The sequence below is a fragment of the Salinigranum sp. genome, from assembly GCF_041641895.1.
Lineage (GTDB): Archaea > Halobacteriota > Halobacteria > Halobacteriales > Haloferacaceae > Salinigranum.
The window spans coordinates 1-15727 of record NZ_JBEPXO010000024.1; the positions used below are offsets into that span (position 1 = coordinate 1).

18 protein-coding genes and 1 pseudogene are annotated in these 15727 nt (G+C 67.9%); 7 read left to right on the forward strand and 12 right to left on the reverse strand.

The window, feature by feature from the left end; translation table 11 throughout:
• Positions 1 to 133, forward strand: a pseudogene (locus ACESK5_RS07075) (cysteine synthase); the annotation flags it as partial.
• Positions 134 to 161: 28 nt separating this feature from the next.
• On the opposite strand, the gene ACESK5_RS07080 reads toward ACESK5_RS07075, so the two are convergent.
• The 4 genes from ACESK5_RS07080 to ACESK5_RS07095 form a co-directional block, all read right to left on the reverse strand.
• The gene (locus tag ACESK5_RS07080) at positions 162 to 1298 is read right to left on the reverse strand and encodes a hypothetical protein (protein WP_372910851.1); all 1137 of its coding nucleotides are present in this window, start codon (positions 1296 to 1298) and stop codon (positions 162 to 164) included.
• 81 nt (positions 1299 to 1379) lie between these two features.
• Positions 1380 to 1835, reverse strand: coding sequence for a DUF5804 family protein (locus tag ACESK5_RS07085; RefSeq protein WP_372910852.1), 456 nt, complete (start codon positions 1833 to 1835; stop codon positions 1380 to 1382).
• 51 nt (positions 1836 to 1886) lie between these two features.
• Positions 1887 to 2144, reverse strand: a complete 258-nt coding sequence (locus tag ACESK5_RS07090; RefSeq protein WP_372910853.1) for a hypothetical protein — start codon at positions 2142 to 2144, stop codon at positions 1887 to 1889.
• A 132-nt stretch (positions 2145 to 2276) separates the two neighbouring features.
• The gene (locus ACESK5_RS07095) at positions 2277 to 3446 is read right to left on the reverse strand and encodes a tRNA sulfurtransferase (protein WP_372910854.1); all 1170 of its coding nucleotides are present in this window, start codon (positions 3444 to 3446) and stop codon (positions 2277 to 2279) included.
• 186 nt (positions 3447 to 3632) lie between these two features.
• On the opposite strand from ACESK5_RS07095, the gene ppk1 reads away from it, so the two are divergent.
• The gene (gene ppk1 / locus ACESK5_RS07100) at positions 3633 to 6131 is read left to right on the forward strand and encodes a polyphosphate kinase 1 (protein WP_372910855.1); all 2499 of its coding nucleotides are present in this window, start codon (positions 3633 to 3635) and stop codon (positions 6129 to 6131) included.
• A gap of 35 nt (positions 6132 to 6166) precedes the next feature.
• Here ppk1 and ACESK5_RS07105 read toward each other — a convergent pair whose 3' ends face one another.
• The 3 genes from ACESK5_RS07105 to cyaB form a co-directional block, all read right to left on the reverse strand.
• Positions 6167 to 6319, reverse strand: a complete 153-nt coding sequence (locus tag ACESK5_RS07105) for a hypothetical protein (protein WP_372910856.1) — start codon at positions 6317 to 6319, stop codon at positions 6167 to 6169.
• A gap of 125 nt (positions 6320 to 6444) precedes the next feature.
• A complete protein-coding gene (locus ACESK5_RS07110; protein WP_372910857.1) occupies positions 6445 to 7662 on the reverse strand; it encodes a methionine adenosyltransferase in 1218 nt (405 codons plus the stop codon).
• Positions 7663 to 7728: 66 nt separating this feature from the next.
• Positions 7729 to 8316: a class IV adenylate cyclase gene (gene cyaB / locus ACESK5_RS07115; RefSeq protein ID WP_372910858.1), complete on the reverse strand. Its 588-nt coding sequence runs from the start codon at positions 8314 to 8316 to the stop codon at positions 7729 to 7731.
• Between the two features lie 162 nt (positions 8317 to 8478).
• Here cyaB and ACESK5_RS07120 point away from each other — a divergent pair, with 162 nt between their 5' ends.
• Both ACESK5_RS07120 and ACESK5_RS07125 read left to right on the forward strand, forming a co-directional pair.
• On the forward strand, positions 8479 to 9504 hold the full coding sequence (locus tag ACESK5_RS07120; protein WP_372910859.1) for a peptidylprolyl isomerase: 1026 nt from the start codon (positions 8479 to 8481) through the stop codon (positions 9502 to 9504).
• Positions 9505 to 9585: 81 nt separating this feature from the next.
• Positions 9586 to 9843, forward strand: a complete 258-nt coding sequence (locus ACESK5_RS07125) for a hypothetical protein (protein ID WP_372910860.1) — start codon at positions 9586 to 9588, stop codon at positions 9841 to 9843.
• 6 nt (positions 9844 to 9849) lie between these two features.
• Here the strand turns inward: ACESK5_RS07125 and ACESK5_RS07130 are convergent, their stop codons facing one another.
• From ACESK5_RS07130 to ACESK5_RS07140, 3 genes are all read right to left on the reverse strand, one after another.
• Positions 9850 to 10476 (reverse strand): RAD55 family ATPase, encoded by a 627-nt coding sequence (locus tag ACESK5_RS07130; RefSeq protein ID WP_372910861.1) that lies wholly within the window; start codon positions 10474 to 10476, stop codon positions 9850 to 9852.
• Between the two features lie 122 nt (positions 10477 to 10598).
• Positions 10599 to 11201, reverse strand: coding sequence for a MinD/ParA family protein (locus tag ACESK5_RS07135; protein ID WP_372910862.1), 603 nt, complete (start codon positions 11199 to 11201; stop codon positions 10599 to 10601).
• A gap of 48 nt (positions 11202 to 11249) precedes the next feature.
• Positions 11250 to 11624 (reverse strand): YlbF family regulator, encoded by a 375-nt coding sequence (locus ACESK5_RS07140; protein WP_372910863.1) that lies wholly within the window; start codon positions 11622 to 11624, stop codon positions 11250 to 11252.
• Between the two features lie 91 nt (positions 11625 to 11715).
• Here ACESK5_RS07140 and ACESK5_RS07145 point away from each other — a divergent pair, with 91 nt between their 5' ends.
• Positions 11716 to 13116 (forward strand): hypothetical protein, encoded by a 1401-nt coding sequence (locus ACESK5_RS07145; protein ID WP_372910864.1) that lies wholly within the window; start codon positions 11716 to 11718, stop codon positions 13114 to 13116.
• Positions 13117 to 13161: 45 nt separating this feature from the next.
• On the opposite strand, the gene ACESK5_RS07150 is transcribed toward ACESK5_RS07145, so the two are convergent.
• Both ACESK5_RS07150 and ACESK5_RS07155 read right to left on the reverse strand, forming a co-directional pair.
• Positions 13162 to 13815, reverse strand: a complete 654-nt coding sequence (locus ACESK5_RS07150; RefSeq protein WP_372910865.1) for an alpha/beta hydrolase — start codon at positions 13813 to 13815, stop codon at positions 13162 to 13164.
• A gap of 84 nt (positions 13816 to 13899) precedes the next feature.
• Entirely contained in the window at positions 13900 to 14091 is a 192-nt protein-coding gene (locus ACESK5_RS07155; RefSeq protein WP_372910866.1) for a hypothetical protein, read from the reverse strand.
• 167 nt (positions 14092 to 14258) lie between these two features.
• Here ACESK5_RS07155 and dph2 point away from each other — a divergent pair, with 167 nt between their 5' ends.
• On the forward strand, positions 14259 to 15290 hold the full coding sequence (gene dph2 / locus ACESK5_RS07160; protein ID WP_372910867.1) for a diphthamide biosynthesis enzyme Dph2: 1032 nt from the start codon (positions 14259 to 14261) through the stop codon (positions 15288 to 15290).
• A gap of 49 nt (positions 15291 to 15339) precedes the next feature.
• A complete protein-coding gene (locus tag ACESK5_RS07165) occupies positions 15340 to 15726 on the forward strand; it encodes an SAM-dependent methyltransferase (protein WP_372910868.1) in 387 nt (128 codons plus the stop codon).
• Position 15727 lies beyond the last annotated feature (1 nt).

Consider the following 15727-nt stretch of genomic DNA (forward strand, 5'->3'; position numbering starts at 1 on the left):
CGCGTCGAACCTCGTCGCCCGGAAGGTCGCAGGCCGGCTCTCGGAGGAAGGTGTGGAAGACCCACTCGTCGTCACCGTCTACTGGGACAGCGGCGAGCGCTACATGTCGACGGGGATGTTCGACGAGGAGTAACGGTCCACGCACGGACCGGGGGCACGAGCTAGGTGAGACCGAGGACACTCCTGGCGGTCGTCCAGACGAACTGCGACAGCGGGATGACGGAGGAGACGAACAGCTTGACCACCGCCTCCACGTCGAACGGCCAGGTCTGAATCCGTGTGACGCTCTCGTAGGCCTTCTCGGCCGCGCTCAACTCGGTACTGACGGTCTCCGCGGCGGCGTCGTCGGTCCAGTCGCGGACGATGGCGTCGAAGTGTGCGTTCACGTCCGTCAGCAGGTCGTGTTTCGCCCTCGAAAGCGCGACGTGCATCTGCCACGTCGGGACCGCGACGAGCGCGAAACCAACAGTGATGAGCAGCCCCATGAGCGCCGCGTGCGTCACCACGCCGAGCGTCGGTGGCACGTACGCCGGGTCGACGCCGGTCCGAAAGACGAGGGGGCGAAGGAAGTCACTCAGCCAGAGCCAGTAGTACGTCGACAGCACCGTGACGCCGACGAACCACCAGACCGCCGTGTTGATGCTCAGACGGGCGAGCGGTCCCAGCCGCTGCGCTGCGGTGAACGCGTTGTCGATGCCGAGTCGCATGGCCGCTCGCACGGCGAAGAAGTGGACGACGAACAGGTAGACTGCCGTCGTCGCGAGGAAGACGATCGTCGCGTTGAGGACCGTCAACAGCGCCTCGAAGGGGACGAACGGGTTCAGTTCGTTGACGACGAACGCGAAGGGCGTCTCGAAGGCGACGAACAGCAAGATCACGTTTCGCGTCCGGTACAGCCGGTCTGTCCAGTGCTTGAGGAAGGCGTCGTACGTTTCGCTGTCGGCCGCGATGCAAGGTTCGACCGCCCGCCACACCTCGACGTAGCTGGTCACCCAGGTCCCGAGGATGACGAGGACGACGAAGACGCCGAGCGTGGTCGCGTACGCCGACAGACCGAGCTGGTTCGCGGGGTTCAAATACGCCGGTCCCCAGCCGAGAGCCACTGCCAGCAGGTAGACGGCGACGAAGTACAGCACACTCGTCACGGCCGCCACGACGAACACACGGCCGCCGCCCACCGAGAACAGCCAGTGGAGCCATGTCCGCCGGGTCGACCCGGTCACTGTCGAGTCCGTTCCGACACGAGCGTCGGTGAACCCACCCGAGACAGCACTGTCGGGGTCGAAATCCGCGGTCATCTGTTACTCCCAATATGTATTTTGAGTGAGGAGTAGTGATATAGCTTCGCCTGGCGAGGGTCGTCTCCCGCCTCTCCGGCGCTACCCGGCGTCGAACTCTGCGGCCGTCAGGCGGACGACCACCGTCCGCTCGACGTCGCGGAGGTCGTACTCGGGCAGGCCGCCCTCAACGCGCGAGGCGAACATCGGTTCGACCAGTCGGCCGTCGACGACGCCGAAGATGGCCGCGTACTCGTCCGTCTCGTCGGGGTCGAGTCGCCCGTCTCTGACTTTCGTGGCGAGGTCGCGCGAGAGCCACTCGTCGGGGTCGATGGAGGGGTCGAGTACGAGCGACCGGTCGGCGAACCGGACGAGATACCAGTTCAGGTCGTTGAGGAGCGAGACGGCCGCCCCGAGACTCACCGTGTCGACGGCGACGGCGTTCGCGAACGGTTCGTCGAGGTCGTACGTCGACAGCGCCGCCCGGGACGTCTCTCTGGAGAGGAGTTCGTACCGGAGGTTCACGTCGTCGGAGCCGACGATACAGACCCGCGTCACGTCTGCGGCGTCGCCACGCGCGAGTAAAGCGGTTGTGGTCGGCGGTGTCGGTCAGTGCGACCAGGCGTCGACGCACTCCCGCGAGCAGAAGACGAACCGTTCCCGCTCCAGGCCGAGTTTCCCCTCGGCCCGCGCGGGTCGGTGACGGAGGAGTTCCATCCCGTAGTGGCTCTCGTCGAGTGCGACGTCGACCCCACAGGCCGCACAGTCGTCGGCGCCCCGACGCCAGTAGTCGTACGACCTGACGTCCTGGACGACCCAGTCGGGGCCGGGGAGTGGACGGGAGACGTGGCGTTTCGTGTGGGACATAGCTGGAGGGAGGAACTCCAGCAACCTAAATCCATTTTTGTGTGATTGTTCACGCTGTTTCGAGAAAGACGTCGCGTAACAATGCGATTCTACTTCACTATCGTCTAATCGTTCGGCGGCAGCGAGTGAGACTCAACCGTCGGGACGTCTGTCGACAATTTCCACGTCGTGGGCGACGCGGGCGGCGTGGTCGAACAGGTCGCCCGGTTCGGCCGCTTCGACCGCGTGGCGCGTCGCGGCCGTCTCGGGGTGCGTCGGGGCGACCCGCTCACAGCCGACCGGGAGCGTGGCGTCGTCGAACGTGCCCAACTCGCGAGCGCAGGCGACGACGTCCGCCTTGTCCCAGGTCAGAAGCGGCCGGTGGACCGGGAGGTCGACCACGGCGTCGGTCACTGCGAGGTTCGGCCCCGTCTGACTCGACTTCTGTCCGACGGCCTCCCCGGTCGCCAGTGCGTGTGCCCCCTCGCGCTCGGCGACCACCGCCGCCATCCGGAGCATCGCTCGCCGGAGCGAGAGGATCCGCGTGTCGTCGATTTCGTCGACGACGCGCTCGACGACCGGACCTCCCGGAACGACGCGAAGCCGTCCGTCGACGTTCGGAGCCCGCCGACGGAGGCGTTCGACGGTCTCGACGGCACGCTCGCGGTGGTCCACGCCGCCGTACGCACCCAGGTCGACGTAGAGCGGAACGACGCGGCACCCCCGACGGAGGAGTTGCCACGCCGCGACCGGCGAGTCGATGCCGCCGCTGACGAGGGCGACGACGGTCCCCTGCGTTCCGACCGGGAGGCCGCCCGGTCCGTCGTACTGGACGGCGCTCACGTACCCCTCGTCCGCCCGGCACTCGGCGCGGTACACCCGGTCGGGGTCGTCGAGGTCGACGCGGCCGCCGACCCGGGCGAGTATCTCTCTGCCCGCGTCGCGTTCGACGTCGGTCCCGGTGAAGTCGCGGTTCGCGTCGGGGACCGACGCGCGGACGGCGAACGTCTCGTCCGGTGGAGCGGCGCGGGCCACGTCACAGAGCGCCTCGACGAGCGCGGCCAGCGTCGGCTCACAGCGCCGCGCCGGCCTGCTCCAGACGACGCCGGGGACGTCGGCGGCCGCCCGCGCACAGCCGTCTGGGACCGCTCCGTCGAGGTAGAGGCGCGCCCACGACTGTCGGACGACCGCGTCGAACTCCCGGTCGCGCAGGACGGCGTCGAGGTTCTCGGCGAGACGGTCGAGCATCCGCCGACGGACGGCGCTGCTCTTCGTCCCAATCTCCCCGTACCCGACCACGACGACGTCGGTCGTGCGAGCCACGGTGGCCAGTAGCGGCCCCGGTGGCTTTGCGTTTCCGACCGCCCCCGTCTCGGTCCGTACCGTCGACGGTGAGTATTGAGGGCTCGGTAGAATTAATATAAATACATTTGTACGTCTCGACAGACGGGAGACCATCGACCGACCGATCGACCGGCTCTGCCGACCACGCCTTCCGCGTCTCCTCACATGTCCGACCTGCCCAACGGTTCGCACGTCCACACGGCCGCTCCACCAGTCGACGCCGACGCCGACGTCGACACAGACACCGACGGCGACCCCGAATTCGACCTCGGTGCCCCCGACCTGTACCTCAACCGGGAACTGTCGGAGCTCGCCTTCCAGCGTCGCGTCCTGAACGAAGTCCTCGACGAACGGAACCCGCTCCTCGAACGGGTTCGGTTCCTCGCCATCGTCACCAAGAACCTCGACGAGTTCTTCATGAAACGCGTCGGGGGACTGAAGCAGCAAATCGACGCGGGCGTGACGGAGCGGACGGCCGACGGCCGCACCCCACGTGAACAGTGGGAGGCCGTCCACGAGGTGGCCGGACCGATGTTCGAGCGGCAGGCGGCCTGCTACCGAAACGTACTCAGACCGGCGCTCGCGGAGGCGGGCATCGAGATTGCCGACTACGACGACCTCACGGCAGCCCAGGAACGGAAGATGGGATCGTACTTCGAGGAGTCGGTGCTCCCCACGCTGACACCGCTGTCGTTCGACCCGGCACACCCGTTCCCGTTCATCTCGAACCGGTCGCTCTCGCTGGCGGTCCTCACGCGAAAGTGCGGCGAGACCGACCCGACGTTCACCCGGGTGAAGATTCCGCAGAACCGTCCGCGACTCGTGGAAGTCGACACGGACGGGGAGCACCGACGGTTCGTCCTCCTCGAGGAGGTGGTGCGAGCCAACCTCGACCTGCTCCTCCCCAACGTCGACATCGTCGACACGGCCCTGTTTCGGCTCACCCGGAACGCCGAAGTCCGCCGGAACGAGGAGGTGGCGGAGGACCTCATCGAGGCTATTCAGGAGGTGCTCGAACAGCGTCGGTTCGCCTCGGCGGTCAGGATGGAACTCGAAGCGGGGGCACCGGACGCCATCCGCGACCTGTTGATGGAGGAACTCGACCTCTCCGAACGGGAGGTGTACGACCTAGAAGGTCCCATCGACTACCGCGAGTTCATCGACCTCACCGGTCACGACCGTCCCGAGTTGAAACTCGACGACTGGTCGCCGCTCCCCCATCCGCGACTCCCGACCGAGGGCGGCTTCCCCGACTCGGCAGACGGCCACGAGGAGACGGTGTTCGACGAGATTCGCCGCGACGACATCCTCCTCCACCACCCCTACCACTCGTTCACCGACACGGTGCAGCGGTTCCTCGACGAGGCGGCCAACGACCCCGACGTGCTCGCCATCAAGGCGGCTATCTACCGCACCGCGTCGGACTCGAAGGTCATCCAGTCGCTCATCGACGCCGCCGACAACGGCAAGCAGGTGGCGGTGATGGTCGAACTCAAGGCGCGGTTCGACGAGCAGAACAACCTCGAGTGGGTCCGGACGCTGGAGGAGGAGGGAATCCACGTCGCCTACGGGACCGTCGGACTGAAGACGCACACGAAGACGGCGCTGGTCGTGCGCGAGGAGGACGACGGCGTCCAGTTGTACTCGCACGTCGCGACGGGGAACTACCACTCGGAGACGGCGAAAGGCTACGTCGACCTCGGCCTCCTGACCGCGGACCGCGACATCGGGCAGGACCTGGTCAAGGTGTTCAACTTCTTCACCGGTCCCTCGCTCGACGAGGAGTTCCGCAAACTGCTCATCGCGCCGGTGACCATGCGGAAGCGGCTGACCGGCATGGTCCGCCGCGAGGCCGACCACGCCCGCGAGGGCCGACGCGCCCGCATCGTCGTGAAGGCGAACGCCCTCGAGGACCCCGAGATGGTCGCAGAACTGTACCGCGCCTCGATGGCCGGCGTCGACGTCGACCTCGTCGTCCGCGACATCTGCCGGCTCCGTCCGGGAATCGAGGGCCTCAGCGAAACGGTCGACGTCTACAGCATCGTCGACCGCTTCCTCGAACACTCCCGAATCTTCTACTTCGAGAACGGGGGTGACCCCGAGTACTACCTCGGGAGCGCGGACTGGATGACCCGGAACCTCGACAGCCGCGTCGAGGCCGTCGCGCCCGTCACCGACCCCGCGCTCCGCGAACAGCTCCGGTTCGTCCTCGAACTCTGCCTGCGCGACAACCGCTCGGCGTGGACCATGAACGCCGACGGCACGTACGACCAGCGCGCCCCCGACGAGGGCGAACCGGTGGTCAGTACGCAGGACGTCCTGATGGCGTGTGCGCACGCCGCCCACGAGACCGGCGACGACCGCGGCATCGTCCCCGAACACCCCGCCGTCGAGATGGACCTCCTCCTCGACGGCCGGTCGACGGAGACCGCCACGGAGACTGACGACGAGACGAGCGCGGAGTCAGACGACGCGGCGGCGGACACGCGGGCCGACGGGGACGACCTCCCGGCGGTGCTCGGCGCGTATCCGGACCGGTGGTACGTCCCGGACAGCCAGCGGTACGACTTCGCCGTCCGGACACCGGACGGTGACCGCGCGTACCGCAAGACGGCGGACGCGGCAGCGGCGCTCGTCGAGCGGTACTGGGCGGACGAGGAGTGAACGGGGAGACGACGCGGAGGGACGGGTGCGGGCGGTCAGGAGAGGTCGGCCATCGTCCGCGTCATCGACCAGTACGCGGCCGTCTGGCGGGTCCGGGTGGAACGACTCCTCGTGCTGTAGTCGGTGGCGTGCGGGGTCGGGTCCGCGTCGGGCGCGAGTGCGTCGGTGGTGGCGTCGTCTGCTGACATTGTCAACTGTGAGCCGGTAGAGGGTGTTAAACCTTCCCTACTATCGCGTATAAGGTGTGAATATTCTACCGAGTGTCGGGAGAACCACACGATGCGACGGAACGCCACGGAGCGCTCCCGACCGCTCAGAACGTCCGGAGTTCGCCGTCGATGACCCGACTCGTGATGTCGGTGACGGCCGCGAGTTCGCGGTCGACGATGGCCGCGATGTCCGCCTCGATGTCGCCGACCTCCACTTCGGGTTCCGTGACCAGTTCGACGTCGGCGACGTGTGGCTGGTCGATGGGGCGACCGATCTGGCTCAGGAGGCGCACCCGGAGGTCGCGGATGCCGTCGACCTCCTCGACGACCGTGTGGGCGATTTCCGTCGAGAGGAGGTTGTAAATCTTCCCGATGTGGTTGACCGGGTTCTTCCCCGAGGTGGCTTCCATCGACATCGGCCGGTTCGGGGTGATGAGTCCGTTCGAGCGGTTCCCTCGCCCGACGGAGCCGTCGTCACCCATCTCCGCCGACGTGCCGGTGGTGGTGAGGTAGATGGCTCCCTCGTCGTAGTCGTCGGCGGTGTTGACGTCGACGTGGACCTCGCGGTCGGTGTACTCCGCGGCGAGGTCGGCGACGAACGCTTGGACGTCGTCGACCGCCTGCTGGTAGGCCGCCATGTCCTCGACGTAGGCGTCGACCATCGCGACGGCCACCGTGAGGTCGATGCGGTCGCCCTCGCGCTTGCCCATGATCTTGATGTCGGGGCCGATCTCGGGGTGTTTCGCGGCGTACCGGCCGTTGAGCGCCTGCTCGGCCTCGAGGACGATCCGCTCCGTCTCGGTCAGGGGGGCGTGACCGACGCCGAAACTCGTGTCGTTCGCCATCGGCACCGTCCCGTCCTCGCCGAAGACGTCCCTCAGGTCGCCCGAGCCCTCTCCGAGTCGGGCGTCGACGACGATGTCGGTCCCGACTTCGAGTTCGGGGATGGTCTCGCGGAGGTAGTCGCGCGCGGCCGCCAGGGCGACGGCGTCGACGGGCAGGTCGTACTCCGTCCCGTCCTCGTCGACGTAGTGTTTCGTCGCCCGCCCGACGATGAGCACGTAGATGGGTTCGAGCATCTCGCCGCCGCCGAACTTCGGCGCGGCGGAGCCGGCGACCAGTTGCGTCTCGTCGGTGTTGTAGTGGAGGACGTGACCCACGCGGTCGAGGTAGAGGTTCGAGAGCGCGCGGGAGACGCTCTCGGCGATGCCGTCGCAGATGGAGTCGGGATGGCCCAGCCCCTTCCGCTCGACGATTTCTACCCCTTGGTCTTCCACGGCGAGTCGGTTCACCGACTCGATCTGGATGTTCCGCTCGGTCATTGTCTCCCGGTAGACCCGGCCCTCGCCTATAACTTGCGGAAAGTTTCCCGTCCACGCGTATTACCGTCAGGAATCTTCGGACGCGGGAGCCGCGTCCGTCGCGTCGCGGTCCCCGGCGTCGGTCCCCTTGAGGAGCAAGCCGAGGTAGGAGGTCCGTATCTGGTCGTCGGGGTCGAGGTCGAGTCGCCTCACGAGCTCGAAGACCCCCTCACGGGCGCTATCGACGTCCGAGGACTCGGTCTCGACCTCGACGTACTCGCCGACGTCGGTCACGTCGTCGAGGGTCACGGTGTACTCGTCCACGCGGAAGCGCGTCCGCTCCTTCTCGACGACGGCGACGGGGTCGAACCCGAGGGCCCGGAGCACCGCGTCCATCGTCTCGCCGTCGTCGACGGCCGTCTCGTGTTCCCGTCGGGACTTCGACGCGCTGTCGACGAGCGGTCCCTTGTACGTGACGCGCGTCTCCCCGTCACCGTCCTCGCGCTCGACCCGCCGGAGGCGGAGCGCCTCGTCCGTCTCGGCGAACTGTCGGTGCGGCGCGTCGTAGTACGTGTCGCGCTGGACGACGGTCCCCAGCGACTCCGCGTCCACGTCCGCGAGTCGCGCACGGACCGCTGCGTGGTCGGCTGGTACCTTCACCTCCACCTCGTACATACTGGACGTCACGGCGAGGCCGGTCAAAAAGGGTGGCCGTCTCCGCCGTGTGACTGGGCTCGCTCCCGTCCCGGTGGTTCGGGCCACGGGCGTGGCTGGCTGCCGACCCGGTCTGCGGCCTGAAACGTGATTCTTAAGAGTCGGACGACTCACCGTTGGAGTATGACCGATGACCAGCAGGCGGAGTCGGTAGAGGAACCGGACGCCGCCGAAGCCGAGGAACCGGAAGACGTCGAGGCCGACGCCGAGGAAGTCGAGGAGGAGAGCGGCCTCCAGCAGGGTGACTTCGTCCGTATCGCGTACACGATGCGCACCATCCCCGAAGAGGACGACGAGGAGGGGATGGTCGTCGACACGACCGACGTCGAAGTCGCCGAAGAGGCGGACATCGACACCGACGAGTACGAGTTCGAGCCACGCATCATCATCCTCGGCGAGGGACACGTGTTCGAGGCCGTCGACGAGGCGCTCGTCGGCTCCGAACCGGGAGACTCCGGGACGGTCACCATCCCCGCCGCCGAGGCGTTCGGCGAGGTCGACGAGGACGAGATTCGCACGGTCAGCGCGTCGAAGATCGACGAGGACGACCGGTACCCCGGTGCACAGGTTCAGGTCGACGGTGAGCAGGGCCGCATCGAGACCATCATCGGCGGCCGCGCCCGCGTCAACTTCAACCACCCGCTCGCCGGCGAGGACCTCGAGTACGACTACGAGGTCCTGGAGGTCATCGACGACCGCACCGAGAAGGCGAAGGGCCTCCTCGGCCTCTACCTCCAGCAGACGCCCGAGCTCTGGATCCAGACCGACGAGGTCGAAGAGGAAGTCGAAGTCGAGTCCGACGACGAGGACGAGGACGCAGAGCCCGAGTACGAGACCGAGACGGTCGAGAAGGAGACGCTGTACATCGAGGCCACGCCCCAGATGACGATGAACCAGCAGTGGCTCTTCTCGAAGCAGCAGATCGCCCAGGACGTCATGAACCGCCTCGACCTCGACCGGGTCATCGTCCAGGAGACCATCGACGGGATGGGCGGCATGATGGGCGGCATGGGTGGTATGATGGGCGGCATGGGCGGCGCCGCACCCGAAGACATCGAGGACGCCATGGACGACGTGGACCTCGACGACGTCGACGTCGACGCCGACGAGATCGCCGAGGAACTCGACGCCGACCTCGACGAGGAGTAAGGCCGCGCTGCGGAGCGGTCCGGCGGTTCTCGGTCGAATCGTACCGTATCCGTTATCCCGGTGGCCCACGCCCTCGTCCGTATGGAACTTCCAGAGAGCGTCCGTGACGACCTCCTCGTCGCCGTCGTCGCGGCCGGCTGTACCGTCGCGCTCACCCTCGCTCTGCGGTTCGGTGCCGGCGTGCGCCCGCCGCTCTTCCCGCGGCTCTCGCCGCTCGTTCCGTACTTCGGCTACCTGTTCTCGAAACGGAGCGGGCCGCTCTCTGCACTCTCGCCGCTGGACTGGATCGGTGCGACCGTCGTAGTGACGCTTCTGACGTTCGCGTACTTCGTCGCGTGAGCGCGCTCAGGCGATGTCGCGGCTCGTGTCGACGTCGACCTCTTCGGTGAGGCGGAGTTTGATAGTCTCGTCGAGCGCGCGTCCGCCGCGGAACTTCGGAATCGCCATCCGGTTCTCGATTTCGGAGCCTTTGACCCGCGTCTCGAGGTCGAAGACGATGTCGGCCATGTGTTCCGTGAGGCCCCGGTTCTCGGGGACACTCCCGGTCTTCATCCCGTGGAGGACGGTGATGCCGCCCGTGTTTATCATGTGCGTCTGGACCTCGTTGAGGAACATCCGGTACCGGGAGGGTTCGACCCGTTCGAGGACGTCCACGATGTCGACGATGAGGTTCGCCTCGTCGGGCAGTCCGCGGATGAGCCGGTGTGCCTGGTCGACAGGCCCATCACCGTCGACGTCGCGGACGGTGGGATTGCCCGTCTGCACCGACGAGCGCTCGAGCGCGTCTCTCACCGCCTCGACCGACCGGGCAGTCGTCAGATAGAGCGTGCCGCGGGCGGCGGTCAGTTCGTAGAGAATCAGTTCCGACTGGCTCGCCGGCCGCGCGCCGAGGTAGACGATGCTTCCCGCCGGGAGGCCTCCGTCGAGTTGCCGGTCGAGGACGGTGATACCGGTGGGAAGCCGCTTCGACATGCGTGTTCGTTCCGGACGGGTACACATAGGGATTCCCCTCCGAATCTCTCGGATGATACTCACCGGGTGACACGAGACTCGTGGCCCTCAGATGGCATGTTTCGGGGCCGTACAGACGCGCTCTAGCTCTCGGATTCGAGCTTCGCGGCCACGCTCGCGTACGCAGTCCTGACACTGCCGGCGTCGAGGACGTCCCCGGTGACGTCCGGAACCGTGCCGAGCACGGGACAGTCGAAGAGGGACTCGACGCCGGGCGGTGCCACGCGCGTCCGCGTCAGCACGAGGCCGTCGACGCGACAGCCGAGCGCCCGCGCCATCGCCGCCGTCTTCGTCGCGTCGCGCAGAGCAGGGGCGCAGGCGGTGGAGACGAGGACGACTCCCGTCGCCGCCGCGAGCGGTGCGGCCGCGTCCGGTCCCGCACCCCCCGGACAGTCGACGACGACCCGGCCGTCCGTCCGGTGGGTGACTCGTTCGAGAATCGTCGTCACGGCGGCGTCGCTCGTCGACGTCGCCGGTGCGGGGAGGACCGAGAGACCCTCGTCGACTCGTTGGGGGTCGGCGTCGGCGGACGCCATCGGTTCCCGGTCGACCCCGGCCATCGCGTGGAGGTTCGGCATGTCCCGGTCGGTGTCGACGACGACCACCGCTCCGTCGATGCCGCGCCCGAGGCCGAGTGCCGTCGTCGTCTTTCCACACCCGCCCTTCCCGCCTGCGACTGCGAGCATGGCCCTCGCTGGCCGCTCGATACTACTTGAACTCCGGGGTGCGGCAGCTCAGTCCTGACAGCAGCCGCCGGCCTCGCCGCCGAAGTCGACCGCGAGGGGTTCGGAGATGGCCTCGTTGACAGTTTCGAGCCGGTCCTGCAGCGCCGCCTGGGCCTCGAGGTACTCGGCCATCACGGGCAGGCCGTGCAGTTCCTGCTGCTTGGACTGCAGCTTCTGCATCCCCTCCTGTGTCGCGTTGCCGGTCTGGCGGGCGAACATAAACTCCTCGCGGAGCTGATTGAACTCGCGGATGTGCGCCTGCGCCTCGTCGTCGGCCTCGACGGCCTGCTTCGCCTCCTCGAACCGCTGGTACTCGTCGGTCTCGGCGATCGCCGCTCCGAGGTCACGACCCATCTGTTCGAGGCTCGTCGTCTCGACGCTCATGCACTCGCTTGGGAGAGCACGTAGTTGAATTTGCCGACTACACCGGGTCGACGGCGAAACCTTCGTGTTCGTGTGACTCCTTCACACTGCCGTGGGAGCGACTCGGCCGACAGGGCGGGCAGACGCCGTCGCGGAGCGGTTGCGCGCCCTCGACCGGCACGCATTCGTCGAGTTCTGCGCCGCGCTCTGGCGCGTCCGCGGCTACGAGACGCGGCGCGCCGGCGACCGGTTCGTCGCCAGTCGATCCGACGAACGCCTCGTCGTTCGCCCGGTGTCCACCGGCTGCGTCGCTCGCGTCGACGCCGCGCTTCGGTGGCGCCTCCGGTCGGACGCCTCCGTCGGCGGTGGTGGCGACGACACCGTCGGCAACGTCGACGTCGTCGTCGCGCCCGCCGACGGCGAGTGGGCGTCCCGGCTCGCCGACCGTCACGACGCCCGGTTCGTCGGCCCGGACACCCTCGTGGACCTCCTCCTGTACGGCGTGTCGCGCACGGACGCCGACGCGCTCACGGACCGGTTCCTCGGGGCGTCGACGACCACGCTCCTCGCAGAGGCGGAGCCCCGACCCGGACGGGACGAGTCGCGACTCGCGACGCCGACTACCCTCGCAGCCGTCGTCGGCGTCGTCTGCCTCGTCCTCGCCGCGGGTGTGGCCGGCGTCTGGGGGCCGGTTCCGGCCGGGTCGGGCGGCGACGCGGCATCGACATCGCCGACCGGTGCGGAGGCGGAACCGTCGACCGGTGTCGACTCGTCCGCGACGTCGACTCCCGACTCGGACGGTGAGAGCGAGGAGCCGTCGGCCCCGAGATATCCGCCGGGCATCGGTGCCGATTCCCTCGACGCGTCGGTCCTCGCGCGTGCACACGCCGACGCCGTCTCGAGGCAGTCGTACCGGCTCATCGTCCGACAGTCCGACACCGACGCGCTGGACGGGGACCGGCGCTGGGACGGCGTCTGGCAACACGCCGTCGTCGAGAGCGAGGAGACGTGGCTGTACACCGTCGTCGGGTACGAGTCGCGGGCGAACGGCTCCGAACTGGTCCAGTACACCCTCTACACCGGTGGGGAGTTCGTCTACCGCCGCGCCGACACGCGGAACGGTACCCGGTACGACCGGTACCCGCTCCGCGTCGACGACTACGGCGTCCACACCGACCGGAGCCGCCAGTACGTCCGCCGCTACCTCTCGACGACAGCGGTCGAGGTGGACCGCGTCTCGTGGCGTCCAGACGAGCACCGCGTCGTCGCGACGGGCCGCCCACGGTACGTCGACGGGAACGTCACGAACTACACCGCGACGGCATTCGTCCACGAGTCGGGGTTCGTCTCGGAACTGACCGTCGAGTTCACGCGAGAGGCGGCGGCGGACGACGACGACCGGACCGCCAGTTTCCGGATGGAGTACGCCGCCGTCGGCGACACGGAGACCCGGCCCCCCGGCTGGTACGACGAGGCTCGGAGCGCGACGGCGGCGAACGCCACCCAGGAGTAGCCCTCTCTCGCGCTGTCGCCTGGGAGTGATCCCCGTGATTCTCGGTTACCGTCCCTCAACGAACGCGACCACGTCGGCGAGTTCCGCCTGTCCGACGCCGTGACCCACGTCGTACGTCTCGTACGTGACGGCCGCACCCATCTCACGCAGGCGCTCTGCGGCCGCCGCGACGCGTGCCTCCGGGATAATCTGGTCGGCCCGGCCCGCCCCGAGGAACACCGGGGTGTCGTCGAGGTCCTCGTCCGACTCGGCGTGCGACGCCGCCAGATAGCCGTGGAGGCCGACGACCCAGTCGTAGTCGGTGGGCGACTCGACCAGGAGCGCCGTGCTGGTGATTGCGCCCTGCGAGAAGCCGAGCAGACCGACCGTGCCGACGTCGAGCGCCTCGCCCGCCGTCGCGACTGTCTCCGTGGCGAGGTCGAGGCTCCGCCGGAAGTCCCCCGCGTGAGGCTGGCTGCGGTGGAGATCGCCGTCCGGCATGTCGAGTTCGTACCACGTGTACCCGCCCATGAGGCGGTCGGGGGCCCGGAGGCTGAGCACGTGCGCCGGCGGGAGGTGGTCGGCCACGGGGAGGAGGTCAGTCTCGTCGGCGCCCCGGCCGTGGAGGACGACGACGAGCGTGTCGTCACCGGCGTCGTCCCCTGGCGGGCGGTAGACGGATTCGAGAGGGAGGTCGGCGTCGAGCGTCTGTCCTGACATCACCCGTGGTAGGGCGGCCGCCCGCAAGAACCCCCGAGTGACACCCGTGTCACTACGTCCGGTGACCCGGTCGTCAGCGACGCCTCACTCGTTGCCGCGTCTCCCGACGCCGAGCGGCTTCCGGCACTTCCGACAGAGGTAGAGGTCCTGTGTCGCCTGGCCGTAGCCGATACCGCCACGCGGTTTCTCCTCGATTTCGGTGATCTCCTCGGTTTCCATCTGGTCCAGCGAGTCCATCGTCGCGCCACACTCGGGGCATTCGATGCTGTCTGCCATGACACTCGTTCGTCGTGTCGTCACTTAACTACACCACGCCCGTGTGACGCGACTGCACGAGAGCGAAAGCCGGAACGGACGGCTTCGGGCGATCCCCGACTCGCTGCGCCGTCCGTGCCGCAACACGAAACGCCGAGGTTAAACGAGTCGACACGCAATAGCTGCCAATGAGCAACGACGCCTACTCCGAGGGCGACCTCCGAAAGACGGGGATGGCCCTGAAGCACGACCGGGAGTGGGATTACGAACTCGACCGCATCGTCGACGCCATCGAAGAGCGCGAGGCGACGACGGTCGGGCTCCAGTTCCCCGAAGGACTCAAGCGTCGCGCCCCGGCCGTCGCGGACGACCTCCGTGCGCTCACCGAGGACGTGACGTTCCTGATTTCGGGCCAGCCCTGCTACGGCGCCTGCGACCTCGACACCTTCCTGATGCGCCGGTCGGACGTCTTCGTCCACTTCGGCCACTCGCCGATGAAGGAGTCGGACAAGATCATCTACGTCCCGCTGTTCTCGAACGTCGACCCCTTCCCCATCCTCGAAGACGCCGTCGACGAACTCGACGAGGAGGAGGTCGGCCTCGTCACCACCGCCCAGCACATGAACCGCTTCGGCGAGATGGTCGACTGGCTCGAGGCGCGCGGCTACGAGGTCCAGACGCGGCGCGGAGACGAGCGGCTCACCCACGAGGGGCAGGTGCTCGGCTGTAACTACGCCTCCGCCGACCTCCCCGCCGACCAGGTGCTGTACGTCGGCGGTGGGAAGTTCCACCCGCTCGGCCTGGCGATGGAACACCCCGAGAAGACGGTGGTCATCGCCGACCCCGTCAACAACGTGGTCACCATCGCCGACACGGAGAAGTTCATGAAACAGCGGTTCGGCGCCGTCCACCGCGCGATGGACGCGCAGACGTGGGGGGTCATCTTCTGTACGAAGATCGGACAGGGTCGGTGGGAGCAGGCGGAGCAGATCCTCTCGGAGAACGACGACGCGTACCTCGTGACGATGGACGAGGTCACCCCGGACCGCCTCCGCAACTTCGACTTCGACGCCTTCGTCAACACCGGTTGCCCCCGCATCACGACCGACGACGGCCCCCGCTTCCACAAGCCGATGCTCACGCCCGGGGAGTACGAAATCGCCGTCGGCAACAAACCGCTCGAAGAACTCTCGTTCGACACCTTCCACGGCACCTGGTGAGCGGTGGCCGCCCCGGACGCTTTTCTCCCCCCGTGACCCAGCGGTGGTTATGCAGTGTGACCCCATCGGCACGGTGTCGACGCCGTTCGAGACCACCAGCGACGCCCCCTCACAGGGGTTTCACGACGACGCCGAGGGCGTCGTCCGCGTCGACGAGGCGTACGCCGCGGGCCTGTCGGGGTTCGACGCCGAGTCGGTCGTGGTCGTGTGGTGGGCCGACCGCGCGGACCGGTCGGTGCTGACGCTCGACCGCGACCCCTCTCGCGGCGTCTTCACCTCTCGGTCGCCCGCCAGACCGAACCCCGTCTGCCTCACCGAGTGTCGCGTGGTCGCCGTGGACGTCGACGCTCGGACGATGACGGTCCGCGGTGTCGACATGGCGGACGGGTCGCCGGTTATCGACCTGAAAGCCTCGCTCGAAGACCGGCGCGACTAGC